The following is an 18,729-nucleotide window of genomic DNA, read 5'->3' as shown; positions in this document are numbered from 1 at the left end:
GTGTCTCTCCATGCCAGGTGCGATCCACGCCGAGGGTCTGGTGAAGACCTTCGGCGACGTCCGAGCCCTGGGCGGTGTCGATCTCGACGTCCCCGAGGGCACCGTCCTCGGACTGCTCGGGCCCAACGGCGCGGGCAAGACCACCGCCGTACGCGTGCTGACCACGCTGCTGCGCCCGGACAGCGGCACGGCGACCGTGGCCGGGATCGACGTACTGAAGAAGCCCAACGAGGTACGCCGTTCGATCGGGCTCTCCGGGCAGTTCGCCGCCGTCGACGAGTATCTGACCGGCCGGGAGAACCTCCAGATGGTCGGGCAGCTCTACCAGCTGAGCGCCAAGGACGCGAAGGCCCGCGCGGACGTCCTGCTGGAGCGGTTCAACCTCGGCGACGCCGCCGACCGCACCGCCAAGACGTACTCCGGCGGTATGCGCAGGCGCCTCGACCTCGCGGCGGCGCTCGTCGTGTCGCCGCCCGTGATGTTCATGGACGAGCCGACGACGGGCCTCGACCCGCGCAACCGGCAGCAGCTCTGGGACGTGATCGAGGACCTGGTGGCGGGCGGTACGACCCTGCTGCTGACCACGCAGTATCTGGAGGAGGCCGACCGCCTCGCCAACGACATCTGCGTCATCGACCACGGCAAGGTCATCGCCCGCGGCACCTCCGACGAGCTCAAGGCCCGCACCGGCGGCGAGCGCGTCGAGATCGTCGTGCACCGCCCCGACGAGATCGAGCGGGCCCGTTCCGTCCTGGCCTCCGTCGGCAAGGGCGAGGTCACCGTCGTCCAGCTCTCCCGCAAGCTGACCGCCCCGGTCAGCGGCGGGGCCAAGCTGCTGGCCGAGATCATCCGCGACCTGGACGCCCAGGGCGTGGAGATCGACGACATCGCCCTGCGCAGGCCCACCCTCGACGACGTCTTCCTCTCCCTCACCGGCCACGCGGCCGAGGCGAACCAGAACGAGGACAAGGAGGACGACCGGTGAGCGCGATCGCCAAGGACGACGCCCCCACGCTGGTACCCCGCCCCTCCGGCGGAGTCACGCAGTCCGTGAAGGACTCCCTCGTCGTCGCCAAGCGGAATCTGATCCGGATGACCCGGATCCCCGAGATGGTGATCTTCGGACTGATCCAGCCGATCATGTTCGTGGTGCTGTTCACCTACGTCTTCGGCGGCTCCATCAGCATCGGCGGCTCCACCGACCCGCAGCTGTACAAGGAGTTCCTGATGGCGGGCATCTTCGCCCAGACCGTCACCTTCGCCACCGCGGGCGCCGGCGCGGGCATCGCCGACGACATGCACAAGGGGCTCATCGACCGCTTCCGGTCGCTGCCCATGGCCCGGGGCGCCGTTCTCACCGGACGGACACTCGCCGACCTCGTGCAGACCACCCTCACCCTCGTCGTCCTCGCGGGCGTCGCCCTGCTGGTGGGCTGGCGCACCCACGAGAACATCGGCAAGGTGATCTGCGGCTTCCTGCTGCTGCTCCTGCTCGGTTACGCGTTCTCCTGGATCGGCGCGCTGATCGGCCTGTCCGTCCGCACCCCGGAGGCGGCGACCTCCGGCGGGCTGATCTGGCTGTTCCCGCTGACGTTCATCTCGAACGCCTTCGTGCCGGTCACCGGCATGCCGACGTTCCTCCAGCACGTCGCCGAGTGGAATCCCTTCAGCGCCACGGTGGCCGGCGCCCGCGAGCTGTTCGGCAATACGATGCCGGGCGTGCCGAAGTCCGTGACCGGGGCCTGGCCGATGGAGCACCCGATCCTCGCCTCGATCATCTGGTCGGTGCTGATCATCGTGGTCTTCCGGACCCTCGCGGTCCGCAAGTACCGCTCGGCGGCCACCTGAGCCACCGAGGACCGACCCACGACGCGGGAGCCCCGGCCTTCATCGAGAAGGCCGGGGCTCCCGCGTCGTGGTCGTATGCGTCGTTGTGGCCGGACGGTCAGCCGGTGTAGGGCTTCGCCGCCAGGATCTTCACCGAGGCGGTCCTGCCGTTCGGCAGCTCGTAGTCCGCGTCGTCGCCCGTCCGCTTGCCGTTCACACCGAGGCCGAGCGGGGACTGCGGGGAGTACGTCTCGATCTCCGTGCTGGCGTACTCGCGGGAGGCGAGCAGGAAGGTCAGCGTGTCGTCCTCGTCGCCGTCGAAGGCGATCGTGACGACCATGCCGGGCTCGACCACGCCGTCGTCGGCCGGCGCCTCGCCGACCTTCGCGTGCTCCAGGAGCTGGGTGAGCTGGCGCACCCGAAGCTCCATCTTGCCCTGCTCCTCCTTGGCCGCGTGGTACCCGCCGTTCTCCCGGAGGTCACCCTCCTCACGGGCCGCCGCGATCTTGACGGCGATCTCCGTGCGCGCGGGACCAGACAGGTACTCCAGCTCGGCCTTGAGCTGGTTGTACGCCTCCTGCGTGAGCCAGGTGACGTTTTCGCTGGTCTGAGTCACAGGTGCTCCTCGTCGGTACTGGGAAGTGCTGGGAATGCTGGGAAGTGTTGGGAATACAAAGCATCGCCCTACCCAGAAGCATGTGCCTCTGCGGGTGGGCGAAACCACGAGCCTAACAATTCCGCAGGAAAAGGGGGAGAAGGTAAACCGTCACACGCCAGGACCGGCCGCCGTGCCTCGTATCGCCGCAGGTCAGAGCCGGTGCGTCCGGATCCGGTAGGTCCGGGTCCGGTGGGTCCGGGTCAGCCGCGCGGGCCGTCGTCGGCCGTGCAGCCCATCGGCTCGACCGCCGTCGCCCGGGACCGGGTCACCACGGACACGACCTCGTCGATCCGGTCCTCGGCCTGATCGAACCGGACCTCCTTGCGGCCCACCTCGGAACCGTCCTCGCTGAGCGCCCGCACCACGCAGTAGCCGTGGCCCTCGCGGTCCTTGCGGACCTCCAGGTGGACGTCGGCCCGGGTGTCGGAGACGACCTTGAACTTGATCATCTCGCCGCTGATGCCCTGGTTGCCCACGTAGTCGTAACCGATCCACCCGATCACGCCGAGCAGAGCGACGCCCAGGACCGATCCGACGATCTTCAGCTTGCGGTCCGCGCGCTGGTCCTCGGTCCGGCCGTACCGCCCCTCGGGCGCAGCCTCGCGAACCGTCGTCATGATCGTTCCCTCCGGACCGGGCATCGAGGAATTTTCCGGCCCCTCGTTCAGTCACTATAGAAGCCGCACGCCTGTCACCCGATCGCGCCCCACACCGACCGGATGGAGCAGAGCGACCCATGATCGACCCGAGCGACCGATGACTGAGGATCGAGCTTTGACTGAGCAGCTGCGACTGATGGCCGTTCACGCCCACCCCGACGACGAGTCGAGCAAGGGCGCGGCCACCATGGCCAAGTACGTGTCCGAGGGGGTGGACGTGCTGGTCGTGACCTGCACGGGGGGCGAGCGCGGCTCCATCCTCAACCCGAAGCTCCAGGGCGACGCGTACATCGAGAAGAACATCCACGAGGTCCGCAAGAAGGAGATGGACGAGGCCCGGGAGATCCTGGGCGTCCAGCAGGAGTGGCTCGGCTTCGTCGACTCGGGGCTGCCCGAGGGCGACCCGCTGCCGCCGCTGCCCGAGGGCTGCTTCGCCCTGGAGGACCCGGAGCTCGCCGCGGGGCGCCTGGTGGCGAAGATCCGCGCGTTCCGGCCGCAGGTCATCACCACGTACGACGAGAACGGCGGCTACCCGCACCCCGACCACATCATGACGCACACGATCTCGACGATCGCGTTCGACGGTGCGGCCGACGCGGAGCGCTTCCCCGAGGACGAGTTCGGCCCGGTCTGGACGCCGCGGAAGCTCTACTACAACCAGGGCTTCAACCGGCCGCGCACCGTCGCCCTGCACGAGGCGCTGCTCGCCCGCGGTCTGGAGTCGCCGTACGGGGAGTGGCTCCAGCGGTGGAAGGAGTTCGAGCGGGTCGAGCGCACCCTGACCACGCACATCCCCTGCGACGAGTTCTTCGAGATCCGCGACAAGGCGCTGATCGCACACGCCACGCAGATCGACCCCGAGGGCGGCTGGTTCCGGGTCCCGATGGACATCCAGCGCGAGGTCTGGCCGACCGAGGAGTACGAGCTGGCGAAGTCTCTGGTCGATACCTCCCTCCCCGAGAGCGACCTCTTCGCGGGCATCCGCGACAATGCCTGATATGTACGCGACCCAGGCACTGACGCACCTCGTCCCGCTCGCCGCCGAAGAGCTCGACAAGAACAAGGTCACCCCCGGCGTCCTCGGCTTCCTCGTCTTCGCCGCGCTCGCCGTCGGCGTGTGGGCCCTGATGAAGTCGATGAACCGGCACATGGGCCGGGTGAACTTCGAGGAGGCCCCGGACCCGGACGCGGTGGCGGCCGGGCCCGCCGGGGACCAGGGCAAGGCGGCCTCGCCCGGCAAGTAGCGCGCCGGGCTTCGCGCGTACGGGTGGCGGTTCCGCGCGTACGGGGGCGGTTTCGCGCGTACGGGAACGGGAAGGGCGTCCGGCCGGGGTTGCCGGACGCCTCGTTCCCGGTTTCCCGTCCCGTACGGTCATGCTCCCCGTACGCTCATGGGCGCGGGGTCACGGCCTCGCCGGCTCCACCGCCACGCCCATGATCTGGCCGGCGCTACGGGTCGGGGTGAGCCCCAGCCGCCACGCCTGCCAGCCGTCCTCCAGGTCCACGCCCCGCTCCAGCGCCACCGCGAACGCCGCCGCCGACTGCTCCAGCTTGGCGTCCCGCGCCGGATGCCGGGCCTCGACCAGCTCGGCCAGCTCCTGCTGGGCAACCACCGTGCCCACCTCGCTGCCCCCGGGCGAGGCGTACGGCAGCAGCGTGCAGCGCAGGAACCGGGCCCAGTCGCCGCCCCGCGCGTCCCCGTACGAATCGAACAGCTCCGCCGCCTCCCCGCACAGCTCCAGCGCCTGCGGGGCCCGCCCGTTGCCCGCGTCGATCAACGCCAGCTCCACGCACGCCCACGCCTCGCCGTACGGCACCTTGATCCGCCGGAAATCGGCCCGCGCGTCCATCAGCAGCTGCCGGGCGAACCCCGAATTGCGGAGGTTGCCCGTCTGCGCGGCCCGCTGGTCCCGGGTCACCCGGCCCGAGTGGTGGCGGGCGCACGCCAGCCCGTACACGTCCCGCATCCGGGAGAACATCGTGCGGGCCCGCTCCAGCTCACGTACCGCCTGATCGGTGTCCCCGTCCTCCTCCAGCGCCTGACCCAGGTAGTACAGGGTCCACGCCTCACCGCGCGCGTCCTCGTTGTCCCGGTGCCGGTCCAGTGCGTCCCGCAGCTGTTCCAGCGCGGCGGCCGGGTCCCCGTCCAGCAGCCGGGCCCGGGCCAGCTGGGTGATCGCCCACGCCTCACCGCGCCCGTCACGCGTGCGCCCGTACAGCTCCAGGGCGGTGCTCAGGGCCTCCTCGGCGGCCGCCACCTCGCCGGTGCGCAGCCGCACCTGGCCCAGCTGGAACTGCGTCCACGCCTCGCCGTGCAGCGACTCGCCCTCTCGGTGCAGCCGCAGCGCGTCGGCCAGCAGCGCCAGCGCCCTCGGCAGATCGCCCCGGTCGCGCTCCACCGCGGCCAGCGCGTGCAGGGTCCAGGCCCGGTCCTCGGCCTGCGCGTCGGACGACTGGAGGGCCAGCGCCTCGCCGAGCCGGGCCGCCGCCTCGGTCAGGTTGCCCTGGTGGTGCAGGGTGATGCCGAGCGAGCAGAGGGCCAGCGCCTCGCCCGCGTCGTTCTGCGCCTCGTGGTAGAGCCCGACGACGGAGGACAGCGTGGTGCGGGCCTTGTCCAGCTCACCGAGCTGCCGGGCCGCGATGCCCGTACGCCACTGCACCGAACGCTCCAGCAGCCCCTGGTCCACGGCCTGGGTCAGCTCGCTGATCTCACCCAGCCGGTACAGGTCGCCGCGCAGCAGGCAGTAGTCGCACAGGGCGCCCAGCAGATGCAGCACCGTGGCCTGGTCGACGCCCTCCGCGTGCCGCAGCGCGGACGTGATGAAGCTCGACTCGTCGTCCAGCCAGCGCAGCGCCGAGTCCAGCGAACCGAAGCCGTGCGAGCCGAACTGCCCGGCGCGGGTCGACATCTTCCCGTCGACCATCCGGATCACCGCGTCGGCCAGCTCCGCGTAGTTCGTCAGCAGCCGCTCCTGGGCGGCCGTCCGCTCGGCCGGCTCCTCCTCGTCCAGCAGCCGGGCCAGCGCGAAGGCCCGCACCAGATCGTGCAGCCGGTAGCGCGATCCCCGTACGCGGGTGAGCAGCCCGGCCCGCGCCAGCACGGTGAGCAGCCGGTCCGCCTCCTGCTCGTCGGCGGAGAGCAGCGCGGCCGCCGCTGCCGCGCCCAGGCTCGCCCGGCCCGCCAGCGCGAGCCGCCGCAGCAGCCGCCGGGCCTGATCGCCCTGGTCGGTGTAGCGCAGCCACAGGGCCCGCTCCACCGGATCCACGGGCCCGTACGCCCCCAGATCCTCCGCGAGCGTGTGCCGACTGCGCGCCCCCAGCGCGGAACCGGCCACCCGCAGTGCCAGCGGCAGCCCGCCGCACAGCTCCACGATCGCGTCCGTCGACGGGTAGTCGTACGGTCCGGCCTCCTCTTCCTCGGCGACCTCCCGCAGCAGCTCCTCCGCACCCGCCGCGTCCAGCGCGCCGACCGGCAGCTGGTGCACCCAGGCCGCCAGGTCCTCGGGCAGCTCCAGCGGCTCCCGGGCGGTGACGAGCACCAGACTGTCCGAGCGCTCCGGCACCAGGGTGCGCACCTGGCCGGCGTCCGTCGCGTCGTCGAGCACGATCGTGACCGGCGTCCCCGTGAGGTGCTGGTGGTACAGCTCGGAGAGCCGCCGCACCTGCTGCTCCGCCGACGAGCCCTCCCGGAACAGCAGTTGCTCGCGCGGCGCGCCCAGCCGGTTCAGCAGATGGAGCAGGGCGTCGCGGGTCGGCAGCGGATTCTCCCCGGCGACCTGGCCGCGCAGATCGACCACGCACGCGCCCCGGAACTGGTCCTTGAGCGTGTGGGCCGCCCGCACCGCGAGCGCGGTCCGCCCCGACCCCGGGGCGCCGTGCAGCACGACGACGGTCGGCCGGGTCTGCGTGGAGGCGCGGGCCGCGTGCACCCACCGGGCGATCTGCGCCAGCTCCGCCCGCCGCCCGCTGAACGGCCCGTCCGCCTGCGGGAGATGGCCGAACGACTGCTCCAGCACCACCCGGGTGCGGGCCGCCGCGCTGCGGTCACCGCCGCGCAACTGCTTGACCACCGGGGTGGTCTGCTTCTTCGGGGCGCGCTTGGCGGGGTTGAGCATCCGCTGCTGGTCCAGATACGGGCGGATGCCCCGTACCTCCAGGGCGGTCAGCCACTGGAGCCGCAACTGCTCGGCCCCGCCCGGCTGTCCGGCCGCCGCGGCCCGGCGGTGGGCGGCGGGCCAGTGCGAGGCGGTCACCTTCGCCACGGTCGTCGCCGTACCGGCCACCGCGACGACCGCGCCCGCGCCGAACGCCAGACCGGTGTTCGCGCCGAGCGCCAGATCCGCGCCGAACGCGGCGGCCGCGGCAACTCCCGTCACCAGCAGGGGCGTTCCGAGCGTCGCTCTGCTGAAGCGCTCCGCCAGCGGCCGGTCGCCGGCCGCCGCCGAGTCCAACGCCTGCGTGTACGCGGCGTACTCCTCGCCCGCGCTGGCGGCCATGGTGTCGAGCGCCGCCCGCGCCCGCGACATCAGCGCACCGGCATCGGTCCGCCCGCCACTGCGCCGCGCCTCTTCCTCCACGGCCCGCACCAACAGCCTCTCGGCTTCCGCCCGATGGCTGTCCCGCATATGTGTCCCCCTCCGAGAGCTGCGTTCCGGATCCCGGGTTCCGGAGCGTCGGATATCAAGCGCCGGATACCCGGTGTCGGGGTCAAGTGTCCTGCGTAGCACGCTCCGGCGCGAGGGGCACCGGGCAAGGGAGGGTCAAGGAGCGGACGGAGGGCTCACCGGCTCGGGCGGCCCGTCCTGGGTCACCTCGAAGCCGATGCCGTTCTCGATCCGGTCGAGGCAGGCGTCCACCTCGGCTCCCGAGGCCCCTTCGACCACGACGAAGCCGTGCCGGTCGGCGGACCAGGTGACGGGGCCGATCCGGTCGCCCGGCCCCACCAGCAGGCCCGACGCCACACACTCGTCGACGGCCACCGCCGCGTCCCAGCCGGAGACCGAGACGAGCCGCCCGGGAGGCTGGACGATCAGGTGGCGCATGCCCGCACTGCGGGTGGTGGGCGGAATCGGCCGGGACGGCCGTCCCAGCACGTCGTCGAGGTAGAGCCCGTACATCTCCAGTCCGGGCCGCGCGTACTCGGCCATCGTCGGGATGAACGCGCCGCCCGGCCTGGCGTGGATCTCGCCGAGAACGACTCCTGTGTCATGCGTCCAGAACTCGACGTGGAACAGGCCCCGGTCGAGGCCCACCGCGGGCAGAGCCACTCTCATCTGCTCGTCCACCAGGGCGACCTGCGCATCGGAGAGGTCCGCGGGAACGCGATGACCGGTCTCCACGAAACAGGGGCCCAGAGACTTCTGGGCCAGTGCGGTGATGACGGGAACACCGCCCACCACCACTCCGTCGGCGGAGAACTCCGGACCGGGTACGAACTCTTCGATCAGGGCGGGCGAGCCGTGCGGGCGGCCGGAGAACGCCTGCTCCAGATCGGCCGCCGAGCGGACGAGATCGACCTGCGCGCTCCCCATGCCGTCGCGTGGTTTGACGATCCAGGGGCCCGGAGGCGTGGAGTCGAGGAACTCCCGGGCCTCCGTCACGTTCCGGACGAGCGCGGAGGCGGGCTGCGGCAGACCGGCTTCCCGCAGACGTTCCCGGCTCAGGTCCTTGTTCCGGGTGGTCCTGGCCGCCGACGGGCTGATCGCCGGTATCCCCAGTGCCCGGGCCACTGCCGCGAGGGGTTCGACGCACAGGTCGCGGAACGCCAGCACCCCGGCGACTTCGGCGTCCACCGACGTCATCGTGGCCACGGCGGCCGCCGCGTCCTCCACGTCGCACGGAACGAGGGCGGAGAACTTCGACGCGTCGGCGAACGACAGGTTCGCGGGCTTCTCCGCCCCGATCAGTTCCAGTCCTCTGCGCCGCGCCTGCTCGTGCAGGAGCCGCATCTGATCACGTCCATGTCCTGACCTGAGGCCACAGCCCATGACGAGAACCGCTGTTGACACGTTCCACTCCCCACTCGCCGGATGTCTCTGCCCGTACGCCGCTCACCACTCGACCGGAACCCGCGAGAGGCCTCCCATCATCATGTCCGTCCGCCGGGTGAGTTCTTCGTGCGGAACGGAGAGGCGGAGCGAGGGGAAGCGCTCGAACAGCATCCTGAGCGCCGCGGCGATCTCGATGCGGGCGAGCGTGGTGCCGATGCAGAGCCGGGGGCCGTGCCCGAAGGACAGGTGTGGATTGGGGTCCCGCGCGATGTCGAACGCGTCCGGTTCCGGGAAGACCGACGGGTCGCGGTTGGCGACGAGCGTGGAGAGGAGCACGGCTTCGCCGGCCCGCACGGCCGTGCCGGCGATGACCAGGTCCTCGCGGGCGTACCGGAGAAGAGGGTGGTCCGGTGACGACAGCCGCAGGACCTCCTCCACCGCGGTCTCGGCGAGCGCGGGCTCGGCCCGCAGGGCGGCTCGCTGCCCCTCGTCGGCGAGCAGGAGCACCGCACCGTAATCGATCTTGATCGCGGTGGTCCGGTATCCGGCGAAGAGGAGGGAGGCGGCCACGTAGGAGAGGTCGTCCAGGGCCGCCTCGCTCCCCGGTGCGTGGGACCCGATCGTCATGTCCCCCGAGTGGACCAGATCGCTGATGAGGTCCTCGCCGGGGTGGCCGCGCTTGCGCTCCGCCAGCGCGGCCATGTATGCGCCCATGGCCTGCCGCGCCTCCGAGGACTTCTGGAGGTCCGCCATGCCGGCCAGCCCTTCGAACCACGCACGGAAGCGGTCGTGGTCCTCGTAGGGAACGCCCAGGAGCCGGCAGATGACGTGCAGCGAGACGGGCATGGAGAAGACCTGGTGGAGATCGACGGGAGAGGCGAGCCCGGACATCGCGTCCAGGGTCTCCCGGATGACCTCCTCGGTGCTCTCCCGCAGCAGCCGCATGCGCTTCGCGGAGAACGCCGGAGTCAGCCTGCGCCGGTAGCGGGCGTGGTCCTCCTGCTCCGACGCGTAGCTCCCGACCGGGCCCGCGGTGCTGAGCGCCGAGTTGCCGAGGCGGGCCGCGTCCCGCGGGGCGGGGTGGGAACGGCCGAGCCGCGCGTCCGCGAGCAGGCTCCGCACCTCCTCGTAGCGGGTGACCAGCCACGCCTCGTCCCCCGCCGCGGTGAGCACCTTGACCAGGTCCCCGCCGCGCTGCATCTCGCGGAGTTCTCCGGGAACGTCGAATATCCCGCGCCGCTGGAAGGGGAGCCTGGGCAGAACGGATTCCATGTCATCCTCTGTTTCGTCACCGACGGTTTCGGGTCACGGGACGTCCCTCCGGGGCACGCGAAGTCCCTCCGGGCGCGGGACGTCCCTTCGAGGTCACGGCTTTCGGTACACCGCGACGTATCCCCCCGAAGCGTCGTAGCCGGAGCCGTTCCAGTCGCCCGTGCGGGAGACCAGGCCGAGTCCTGCCAGCCTCGCCATCAGGTCCAGTTCGGACGGCCATACGTAGCGGTAGTGCAGCGGGTGGAACGTGTTGCCCTCGCTGTCGAACACGATGTTCTGCACGTCGACCCGCTGTTCCGCGCGGTTGTGCCGCCGGGCGGTGACCACCGCGCTTCCCTCGCCCACGTGACGGGTGTGGGTGCTCTCCTTCTTGCAGAAGAGCCCGTGCTGGGGAACGGTGGCCTGGACGACGAACTGCCCCCCGCTCGTCAGCCGTTCCGCCACGTTGCGTACACACGCGATCTGGCTTTCCTGGGTCGGCAGGAGGAAGAACGTCTCGCTGATGCAGTAGACGAGGTCGAAGGTCTGGTCGACGGCCACGTCGGCGAAGTCACCGACGACGACGTCGACGCTCTCGTCGGCGATCTTCCGTTTCAGCTGGTCGACCATCGACGAGGAGCCTTCGATGCCGGTGACCGACACCCCGTGGCGCGCCAGCGGCAGTGCCACCCGCCCGGTCCCGATCCCGAGCTCCAGGGCCCGGCCGTCCGTGGCGAGGCCGGCGAGGAAGGCGCTCGCCTCGGCCTCGTCCTGCCGGAGCTCCCACAGCATCGTGTCGTAGTCCGGCCGCTTGTCCCCGTACGCGGCGATGTCGTAACCCATCACGTCTCCCTGTTCTGCTGGTGCTTACCGAGTTGGACGGCCGGTGCGGCCGGGGGCGGGTCCTCAGGTGGTGCCATCGGCCGCATCCGCGTCATTCCGAGCGCGAGCGCCAGGATGAGGAACGCCGACAGGAAGACGGCCCCACGGCCGCCGAGGGCGTGGACGAGCGGGCCTGCCGCCAGCAGGCCGATGGGCGCGGCCAGCGTGGAGACCGTGGACCAGAGGGTCAGGACGGGCTGCTCGTCCTTCTCCGAGAGGAAGGTGTGCAGGTAGGAGTACGCCACCGGCGTGAACGGCGCGTAGACCACGCCGCCGACGAAGAAGGCGACGGCCGCCGACGCCACGTTCTGACTGAGCGCCAGCCCGACCGTGGTGGCTCCCCAGGAGGCGATGATGCCCATCATCAGGGGAACCTGAGGCACGGACCGCAGGAAGTTCGTCGCCAGTGCGCCCAGCAGGGCGCCGGCCCCGAAGAGGGTCCATACGACGCCGAGGGCCTTGCCGTCGCCGCCGAGCGGGCCGTTGACCAGCAGGGGCAACGCGACTTCCACCGGCATGTACAGCAGGTTGAAGAAGAAGACGACGATCAGCAGCCGCCAGGCGACCGGGAGCCTGCGCATCACCTTCAGCCCGGACTCGTTCTCCTTCGCCTCCCTGCGCGTCGAGGGAGAACGGGGCACGACCAGAAGCGTGGCGAGCAGCAGCGGCAGGAACGTCGCGCCGTCGACCACCAACGCCCACTCCGGGCTGGCGAAGCCGGCGATCAGTCCGCCGATGGCGGGGCCCACCACGTACAGCGTGAACTGCCGGACCGTGGCCAGCAGTCCGTTGACGGCGAACCGGCCGTGGCTCGGCGCCATACCGAGCGCGGCGAGCCTCGTCGCGGGCGTGCCGACGGAACGCAGGCAGGACCCGACGAACAACGCGCCGATGAGCGCGAAGATCGTCAGGTTCTCGCTGACGGCCGCCAGCCCGGCGGCGGCGAGCGCGGCCCCGCGCAGCAGGCAGTCGGAGACCAGCCCGCCCCGCACCGGAAAGCGCCGGGTGCCGAGGCTGAAGGGGAGGGCGACGAGGGTGGAGGAGACGAAGGGCGCGGCTGCCGCGAGCGACACGGCGATGGCCACCGGCAGGTCGCCGTGAATCTTCATGGCCAACAGGGGGATCGCGGCGATGAGCATGCCGTCGCCGATACCGGAGAAGGCCACACCGCCCAGGAAGAGAGCCAGCCGGGGGTTCTTCAACGCCTGGACGTAGGACCACTCCGGCGTGGCAGGCTGCGACATCTTGCATGTCCCTTGCGTGTAGCGGCACCGCTGCGGGCGGCGGTCACGGGTGGTCGATCGAGGGGCGGAAGGACTGGTCGGAGACCCAGAGCGTGTCCGGGGTCAGCCGTATCCACCAGATGTCCTCGACCGTGCCCCGGATGGCGAACCGGGCGTCCCACAGGCTCTCGTCGGGTCCCAGGTAGCGGGTCAGTTTGCGGCGTCCGCGATCGGTGTCGAACTCCACGACCGCACCCTGCCCGCGGCCGATGACCTGACGCACTTCTCCGGTACGCGGGTCGCAGCTGTCGACGACGAGTTCGAATCTCGGGTCGGCACGGAGTCGTTTCGCCATGCGGGACCACGCGCCGCTGAAGACCCAGAAGGACTCGTCCTCCCACAGATACCAGGTCGGCCGTACCACGAGATTCCCTGTGGCGATCCTGGCGACCAGCGGCTGGAGGAGGAATTCGTCCACGCTGAACGGTGCACCGGTCAGTTCTCCGAAACCGTCCGCGCGGCGCTTGTATTTCACGGTCGGCACGGGGTGAAGCCCTTCGTCGCGGTTTGGGGAGCTAGCTCGAATACACGCAACGGAACCCGATTTCGTTGTGCCGGTCGGTGAGCAGGTCTTTTCCTCGGTAATACGTTGCCAGGCAGACTGCGGGCGAAGTCCATGTTCCGCCGCGGAGGGCGTAGAAGGCATCCCTTCTATTCATGAACTCGATCGGCTTCCGCGTCTTGAAGAAGGGGTCCATCTCCTCCCTTGTGTAGAAATTCGTGGATGTCATCTCCCAGACGTTACCGGAGAGGTTGAGAGCTCCGTAGGGGCTTGCGCTGCCCGGGAGCGAGTCCGCGGCGAGCACCGGGCTCTTCGGGGGGTCCATATGCGCGGCTTCCAGCAGTTGTTCGAGTTCCAGGCGGTCCTTGGGCAGTACGCCGAAGGCCCGGGAGACCTCGTTGGCGTTCGCCGCGTCCCACTCGTCCCCCCAGGGGAAGACCCGGGCGTCCGTGCCGCGCGCGGCCTTCTCCCACTCGTCCTCGCTGGGCAGGCGCCCGCCGGCCCAGGAGGCGAAGGCCCAGGCGTCGTACCAGTCGACGCCCACGACCGGCAGGTCGGGGCCGTTGAAGCGCGGGTCGTGCCAGTGGGCGGGCGTGTGGTCGTGACCGACCGGCTGATCGGGGTGGTCGAACCGGTCCGTGCCGTCCGCCGCGGCGAGGAATTCCGCGTAGCGCCGGTTCGTCACGGCGGTCCGGTCGATGGTGAACGACGGGAGCTCGACGACGCGCAGGGGATTGTCCTGGTCGTTCATCTGGAAGGAGCCGACCTGCTGGTGCACCAGGTCGATGTGCTCCTGCGAGGCGCCGGCGATGAAGGGACCGCCGGGCACGTGCACGACGTCGTCGTGGTTCCGCTGCCGCGTCTCGGCCGCCACTTTCCGGCGCAGACCGGCGAAGTGCTCGTCCTCCAGCCGGCGCAGCGTGTCGGGATCCTCCGACCCGAAGATGGAGAGCAGCGCCCGCTTCGTGTAGGCGGCGCCGAACCCCACCGGTTTGCTGGTGTGCTCACGCGTGATCCGGCTGGGCCATCCGGCGATCCCGATCAGGTCGCGTATCGCGGTGTCGACCCGCCGTTCCCCCGCTGTGCGGATCGCTGTGAACGCCACCTGGTCCACGGGGTCGTGGGTGCCGTAGGCGATGGCTTCCCTGGCTTCCTCGACATCCGAGAAATACTCTCCCAGGAGCTCGATGCACCCGGCGCGCACGGGCCAGTCGCGATGCTCGCGCGCCATGGCGCACAAGGCGCCCACCTCTCCGCTCCGGGCGATGTCGCGAGCCTGGGAGATCCCTTTTTCCACCCGTACGTCGAATGCATCGGAATTCAAAGCGGCGGACCTATCTGGTGGAGGCTCTCTCGCGAAAGCGTGGAAGGGGGAGGGGTGCCGCCGCCCGGTTCGACGGGCGGCGGCACTCGGTGGTGGCCCTGTTGTCAGGCCTCCCACTTGGTCGTCGCCTTCTTCTCGTCGCGCGAAGCGATGAAGTCCTTGTCCGACATTTGTAAACACCTCCCTCCGTGAATTAGTGAACGCAAATCAACATAGGGTCACAGAAATGGCCGGGTCAATCCCTCAACTTTGTGAGCTGGATCACTTTACAGGATCGCCATTTATGTGGACTGAGTGATTCTGGGTGGCATCGTAAACATGCCATCGGGGATTGGCCGAAATTAATTCCCGTGAACGTGTAGGTGGGTTATTTCATCAGGTGGCGATCTGCGCGCAACTGCTGGTGGATCTCGGTCTCCGGTGCCGAGCCCACGACGGCCCTGATGCGGCGGGGTGAACGCGCCCGTACGGTTGTCGGTCACATCGGCGGCTTTCGGGCTGGCCGATAACCGTCGTGTCGACCGGGCCGCGCGCCCTGGTCCCCGACGGCGTCCGCCTGCACCCGACGGCGTACGTCGCTCCGCGCACAGCTTCGACGACGGTCAGGCAGACACCAGGACAAGCGCCCCGATCGACATGCTGGGCGTTCTCGTCCCCGAACAGCGCGCGACGAGCGGCTTTGAACTCCCGCTCGGTGGCGACAGCCGGAACACCCGGCAGGCGGGATCGACCCGAGAGACCTCTGCGATGCAGGTGGTCAGGTCGGCCGGTGGGAGCGCGAAGGGCCGGATGGCTGTGGTGGCAGCGCCTCCGCAACCCTGGCACAAGAGTGCCGTGCATATTTCATGGTGGCGTTCAACCTCTGACTGTGCTGATCTTCGGTGAATGCTGCTACCTGTGGCAGCGTGACCAGCGACGATCAGGGCGCCAACCCGCAGAGGTCCAACATCGTGCTCGGGGCAGAGAGTGGCCGTATGCCTGCCCGTGCCGCGGCTACCTGACCATGGAAACACGCGGGGCGAATGAGACGTGCCTGGTGTGTTGCTGGGAGGACGACGGGCAGGGCGGGCACGACCGTGGCGAGGCCTTCAATGACGCGATCGGCCTGCCGCGGGCCAGTGACGTCTGCGAAGTCTCGACCACGCGCTGCCGCGGGCGATTCCTCGCCGGGCACCACCCTGTCGGTGGTCACGGTGTACCTCCTCCAGGAGCTGGTGCTGCTGGGGTCGCCTATTGTCCGCCGATGCCGGACTGCTCGGCTCCGGCAGCGCCCACCCGCCCCACCTGCCCGTTCCCGCCCCGCCCCGTGGCGCACCCTCGTCGCGGGGACCGGTGCGCGAGGATTGGGGCATGGCCAACCGACTTGCGCAGACCACCTCGCCGTATCTCCTCCAGCACGCCGACAATCCCGTCGACTGGTGGCCCTGGTCGCCCGAGGCGTTCGAGGAGGCCAGGAAGCGGGATGTGCCCGTGCTGCTCAGCGTCGGGTATGCCAGCTGCCACTGGTGCCACGTCATGGCGCACGAATCGTTCGAGGACGACGACATCGCCGCCTACCTCAACGCGCACTTCGTGCCCGTGAAGGTCGACCGGGAGGAGCGGCCCGACGTCGACGCCGTGTACATGGAGGCCGTTCAGGCCGCCACCGGGCACGGCGGGTGGCCGATGACCGTGTTTCTCACGCCGGATGCCGAACCCTTCTACTTCGGGACCTACTTCCCGCCCGAGCCCCGGCACGGCTCGCCCTCCTTTCAGCAGGTTCTGGAAGGGGTCACCGCTGCCTGGGCCGACCGCAGGGACGAGGTTGCCGAAGTTGCCGGGCGGATCGTCGGTGATCTTGCGGGGCGGTCGCTGGTTCACGGTGGGGACGGGGTGCCGGGGGAGTCGGAGGTCGCTCAGGCTCTGCTCGGGCTGACCCGGGAGTACGACGAGCAGTACGGCGGGTTCGGGGGTGCGCCCAAGTTCCCGCCGTCCATGGCCATCGAGTTCCTGCTGCGGCATTACGCCCGTACGGGGGCCGAAGGGGCCCTTCAGATGGCCGCCGACACCTGTACGGCGATGGCCCGCGGCGGGATCTACGACCAGCTCGGCGGCGGGTTCGCGCGGTACTCCGTGGACCGGGAGTGGATCGTGCCGCACTTCGAGAAGATGCTGTACGACAACGCTCTGCTGTGCCGTGTCTACGCCCATCTCTGGCGTACCACCGGGTCCGACGAGGCCCGGCGGATCGCTCTGGAGACCGCCGACTTCATGGTGCGGGAACTGCGGACCGCCGAGGGCGGGTTCGCCTCCGCGCTGGATGCCGACAGCGAGGACGCGGACGGCAAGCATGTCGAGGGCGCCTATTACGTGTGGACGCCCGCGCAGTTGCGTGAGGTGCTCGGGGAGGACGATGCCGCCTTCGCCGCAGCTTATTTCGGGGTGACCGAGGACGGGACCTTCGAGGAAGGGGCCTCCGTGCTCCGGCTGCCGGGGGACGCGGGGCCCGTCGATGCCGCCCGCGTCGCCGGCGTACGGGCGCGGCTGCTGGCCGCCCGTGACGAGCGGCCGCACCCGGGGCGGGACGACAAGGTCGTCGCCGCCTGGAACGGGCTTGCTATTGCCGCCCTTGCCGAGACCGGCGCCTTCTTCGACCGGCCCGACCTCGTGGAGCGGGCCACCGAGGCCGCCGATCTGCTCGTCCGGGTGCATCTGGGCGACGTCGCCCGGCTGACCCGTACCTCCAAGGACGGGCGCGCCGGGGACAACGCCGGAGTGCTGGAGGACTACGGCGATGTCGCCGAGGGCTTCCTCGCGCTGGCGGCGGTGACCGGGGAGGGCGCCTGGCTGGAGTTCGCCGGGTTTCTGCTGGACATCGTCCTGGAGCAGTTCACGGGCGAGGGCGGACAGTTGTACGACACCGCCCATGACGCCGAGCAGCTCATCCGGCGGCCCCAGGATCCGACCGACAGCGCCACCCCGTCCGGGTGGACCGCCGCCGCCGGTGCGCTGCTCTCGTACGCCGCCTACACCGGGTCCGAGGCCCATCGCACCGCAGCCGAGGGCGCGCTCGGTGTGGTGAAGGCGCTGGGGCCGCGCGTCCCCCGGTTCGTCGGCTGGGGCCTCGCCGTGGCCGAGGCGCTGCTCGACGGGCCCCGCGAAGTCGCCGTGGCCGGACCCGTCGGCGGTGAGCTGCACCGTACGGCCCTGCTCGGGCGAGCCCCGGGCGCGGTGGTCGCGGCCGGGGAGGGGCCGGGCGCCGGGGCCGAGTTCTCGCTGCTGGTGGACCGGCCGCTGGTGGGCGGCGCGCCGACCGCGTACGTCTGCCGCCACTTCGTCTGCGACGCGCCGACGACGGATGCGGGGGAGTTGGCGGCCAAGCTGGGCGGGTGACGCCCGCGGACAGCGGTGAGGGGCCGGTCGTCTCGTGCGGCCGGCCCCTCGTGCGTAACCCCGTTAGCGTCTATCCGTGCTGGTACGCCACCAGCGAGATGCCCACATAGTGCGCGATGAACGCCGCCAGCGTCAGCGAGTGGAAGACCTCGTGGAAGCCGAACCAGCGCGGCGACGGGTTCGGCTTCTTCATGCCGTAGATCACGCCGCCCGCGCTGTAGAGCACCCCGCCCACGATCACCAGGACCAGGACCGCGATGCCGCCCGCCCGCATGAAGTCCGGCAGGAAGAACACCGCCGCCCAGCCCATCGCGATGTAGCACGGGGTGTAGAGCCAGCGCGGCGCGCCGACCCAGAACACCCGGAACGCGATGCCCGCCACCGCGGCCGCCCAGACCGCCCACAGCAGGGGGCGGGCCGTCGACTCGGGGAGCAGGAGCAGCGTCAGCGGGGTGTAGGTGCCCGCGATGATCAGGAAGATGTTCGCGTGGTCCAGGCGGCGCAGCACCGCCTCGCCGCGCGGCCCCCAGGTGCCGCGGTGGTAGACCGCGCTGATGCCGAACAGCAGGCAGGCGCTGAGGACGTAGACGGCACAGGCGATCCGGCCCGTCGTGCTGTCGGTCAGCGCGATCAGGGTTATCCCGGCCACCAGGACCGCCGGGAACATTCCGGCGTGCAGCCAGCCGCGCATCCGCGGTTTGACGGGGGTGGGGTCGAGTGCGACAGGGGCCGGGGTCGTGGCGTCGGCGGCTGCGTCAGTCATGCCCGCATGCTACCTACGCCACCGTAGGTAGTGGTTATGGGGCGCACATGAGTGGCAATGCTCACGTGTGAGGCCCCCTGGACAGATGGGCGAAACGGTCGGATGATCAAATGAGTGCGGTCGGCACCGGATGAGCGCCAGGGGATCGAAGGGTACGAAGCATCCGGGTCGCAGCCCCCACGGGGCACCTGACAACACACACCCTCTTCAAGGAGCGA

The 18,729-nt window shown here is 70.4% G+C and carries 15 protein-coding genes and 1 pseudogene; 6 read left to right on the top strand and 10 right to left on the bottom strand.

The features are described 5' to 3' along the window. Window positions 1-10 precede the first annotated feature (10 nt). Window positions 11-985, top strand: coding sequence for an ATP-binding cassette domain-containing protein (locus A3Q37_RS23450; RefSeq protein ID WP_065487600.1), 975 nt, complete (start codon window positions 11-13; stop codon window positions 983-985). Further along, the gene (locus A3Q37_RS23445) at window positions 982-1,848 is read left to right on the top strand and encodes an ABC transporter permease (protein ID WP_065487599.1); all 867 of its coding nucleotides are present in this window, start codon (window positions 982-984) and stop codon (window positions 1,846-1,848) included. The genes A3Q37_RS23450 and A3Q37_RS23445 overlap by 4 nt, the downstream gene beginning before the upstream one ends. A 97-nt stretch (window positions 1,849-1,945) precedes the next feature. On the opposite strand, the gene greA is transcribed toward A3Q37_RS23445, so the two are convergent. Together greA and A3Q37_RS23435 are read right to left on the bottom strand one after the other, a co-directional pair. After that, a complete protein-coding gene (gene greA, locus A3Q37_RS23440; RefSeq protein WP_006127137.1) occupies window positions 1,946-2,443 on the bottom strand; it encodes a transcription elongation factor GreA in 498 nt (165 codons plus the stop codon). A gap of 242 nt (window positions 2,444-2,685) precedes the next feature. Then, the gene (locus A3Q37_RS23435) at window positions 2,686-3,102 is read right to left on the bottom strand and encodes a DUF4307 domain-containing protein (protein WP_065487671.1); all 417 of its coding nucleotides are present in this window, start codon (window positions 3,100-3,102) and stop codon (window positions 2,686-2,688) included. Between the two features lie 157 nt (window positions 3,103-3,259). Between A3Q37_RS23435 and mca the strand changes: the two genes are divergently transcribed. Continuing rightward, a complete protein-coding gene (mca, locus tag A3Q37_RS23430) occupies window positions 3,260-4,141 on the top strand; it encodes a mycothiol conjugate amidase Mca (RefSeq protein WP_079137946.1) in 882 nt (293 codons plus the stop codon). 1 nt (window position 4,142) lies between these two features. After that, complete coding sequence (locus A3Q37_RS23425) at window positions 4,143-4,388, top strand: hypothetical protein (protein ID WP_065487597.1); 246 nt, start codon at window positions 4,143-4,145, stop codon at window positions 4,386-4,388. Between the two features lie 159 nt (window positions 4,389-4,547). Here the strand turns inward: A3Q37_RS23425 and A3Q37_RS23420 are convergent, their stop codons facing one another. The 7 genes from A3Q37_RS23420 to A3Q37_RS23390 all read right to left on the bottom strand — a co-directional run bounded on the left by A3Q37_RS23420 (window position 4,548) and on the right by A3Q37_RS23390 (window position 14,283). After that, the gene (locus tag A3Q37_RS23420) at window positions 4,548-7,769 is read right to left on the bottom strand and encodes a tetratricopeptide repeat protein (RefSeq protein ID WP_065487596.1); all 3,222 of its coding nucleotides are present in this window, start codon (window positions 7,767-7,769) and stop codon (window positions 4,548-4,550) included. Between the two features lie 135 nt (window positions 7,770-7,904). Continuing rightward, window positions 7,905-9,092, bottom strand: coding sequence for an ATP-grasp domain-containing protein (locus A3Q37_RS23415; protein WP_065487595.1), 1,188 nt, complete (start codon window positions 9,090-9,092; stop codon window positions 7,905-7,907). Window positions 9,093-9,194: 102 nt separating this feature from the next. Beyond that, window positions 9,195-10,406: a cytochrome P450 gene (locus A3Q37_RS23410; protein ID WP_065487594.1), complete on the bottom strand. Its 1,212-nt coding sequence runs from the start codon at window positions 10,404-10,406 to the stop codon at window positions 9,195-9,197. Between the two features lie 93 nt (window positions 10,407-10,499). Then, the gene (locus A3Q37_RS23405) at window positions 10,500-11,228 is read right to left on the bottom strand and encodes a bifunctional 2-polyprenyl-6-hydroxyphenol methylase/3-demethylubiquinol 3-O-methyltransferase UbiG (RefSeq protein ID WP_065487593.1); all 729 of its coding nucleotides are present in this window, start codon (window positions 11,226-11,228) and stop codon (window positions 10,500-10,502) included. Continuing rightward, on the bottom strand, window positions 11,228-12,511 hold the full coding sequence (locus tag A3Q37_RS23400; protein WP_065487592.1) for an MFS transporter: 1,284 nt from the start codon (window positions 12,509-12,511) through the stop codon (window positions 11,228-11,230). The genes A3Q37_RS23405 and A3Q37_RS23400 overlap by 1 nt, the downstream gene beginning before the upstream one ends. A gap of 43 nt (window positions 12,512-12,554) precedes the next feature. After that, window positions 12,555-13,034: a pyridoxamine 5'-phosphate oxidase family protein gene (locus A3Q37_RS23395; RefSeq protein WP_369691468.1), complete on the bottom strand. Its 480-nt coding sequence runs from the start codon at window positions 13,032-13,034 to the stop codon at window positions 12,555-12,557. Window positions 13,035-13,065: 31 nt separating this feature from the next. Beyond that, window positions 13,066-14,283: an SUMF1/EgtB/PvdO family nonheme iron enzyme gene (locus A3Q37_RS23390; RefSeq protein WP_107471580.1), complete on the bottom strand. Its 1,218-nt coding sequence runs from the start codon at window positions 14,281-14,283 to the stop codon at window positions 13,066-13,068. Window positions 14,284-14,890: 607 nt separating this feature from the next. Between A3Q37_RS23390 and A3Q37_RS38365 the strand changes: the two are divergent. Further along, window positions 14,891-15,430: pseudogene (locus A3Q37_RS38365) on the top strand (hypothetical protein); the annotation flags it as partial. A gap of 296 nt (window positions 15,431-15,726) precedes the next feature. After that, entirely contained in the window at window positions 15,727-17,748 is a 2,022-nt protein-coding gene (locus A3Q37_RS23385; RefSeq protein ID WP_065487590.1) for a thioredoxin domain-containing protein, read from the top strand. Between the two features lie 70 nt (window positions 17,749-17,818). On the opposite strand, the gene A3Q37_RS23380 is transcribed toward A3Q37_RS23385, so the two are convergent. Beyond that, on the bottom strand, window positions 17,819-18,511 hold the full coding sequence (locus A3Q37_RS23380) for a hemolysin III family protein (protein WP_065487589.1): 693 nt from the start codon (window positions 18,509-18,511) through the stop codon (window positions 17,819-17,821). Window positions 18,512-18,729 lie beyond the last annotated feature (218 nt).

This window comes from Streptomyces sp. PTY087I2 (assembly GCF_001687325.1).
Lineage (GTDB): Bacteria > Actinomycetota > Actinomycetes > Streptomycetales > Streptomycetaceae > Streptomyces.
The sequence above is the reverse complement of the archived record's forward strand: the minus strand, read 5'-3'. Positions and strand labels throughout refer to the sequence as shown.

What these genes read in the sequence shown, in the direction of transcription:
- A3Q37_RS23410 (WP_065487594.1), bottom strand. Translation starts at nt 10,406, where the DNA reads ATGGAATCCGTTCTGCCCAGGCTCCCCTTCCAGCGGCGCGGGATATTC.
- A3Q37_RS23385 (WP_065487590.1), top strand. Translation starts at nt 15,727, where the DNA reads ATGGCCAACCGACTTGCGCAGACCACCTCGCCGTATCTCCTCCAGCAC.
- A3Q37_RS23420 (WP_065487596.1), bottom strand. Translation starts at nt 7,769, where the DNA reads ATGCGGGACAGCCATCGGGCGGAAGCCGAGAGGCTGTTGGTGCGGGCC.
- A3Q37_RS23435 (WP_065487671.1), bottom strand. Translation starts at nt 3,102, where the DNA reads ATGACGACGGTTCGCGAGGCTGCGCCCGAGGGGCGGTACGGCCGGACC.
- A3Q37_RS23405 (WP_065487593.1), bottom strand. Translation starts at nt 11,228, where the DNA reads ATGGGTTACGACATCGCCGCGTACGGGGACAAGCGGCCGGACTACGAC.
- A3Q37_RS23425 (WP_065487597.1), top strand. Translation starts at nt 4,143, where the DNA reads ATGTACGCGACCCAGGCACTGACGCACCTCGTCCCGCTCGCCGCCGAA.
- A3Q37_RS23415 (WP_065487595.1), bottom strand. Translation starts at nt 9,092, where the DNA reads ATGCGGCTCCTGCACGAGCAGGCGCGGCGCAGAGGACTGGAACTGATC.
- A3Q37_RS23390 (WP_107471580.1), bottom strand. Translation starts at nt 14,283, where the DNA reads ATGGCGCGCGAGCATCGCGACTGGCCCGTGCGCGCCGGGTGCATCGAG.
- A3Q37_RS23400 (WP_065487592.1), bottom strand. Translation starts at nt 12,511, where the DNA reads ATGTCGCAGCCTGCCACGCCGGAGTGGTCCTACGTCCAGGCGTTGAAG.
- A3Q37_RS23450 (WP_065487600.1), top strand. Translation starts at nt 11, where the DNA reads ATGCCAGGTGCGATCCACGCCGAGGGTCTGGTGAAGACCTTCGGCGAC.
- A3Q37_RS23380 (WP_065487589.1), bottom strand. Translation starts at nt 18,511, where the DNA reads ATGACTGACGCAGCCGCCGACGCCACGACCCCGGCCCCTGTCGCACTC.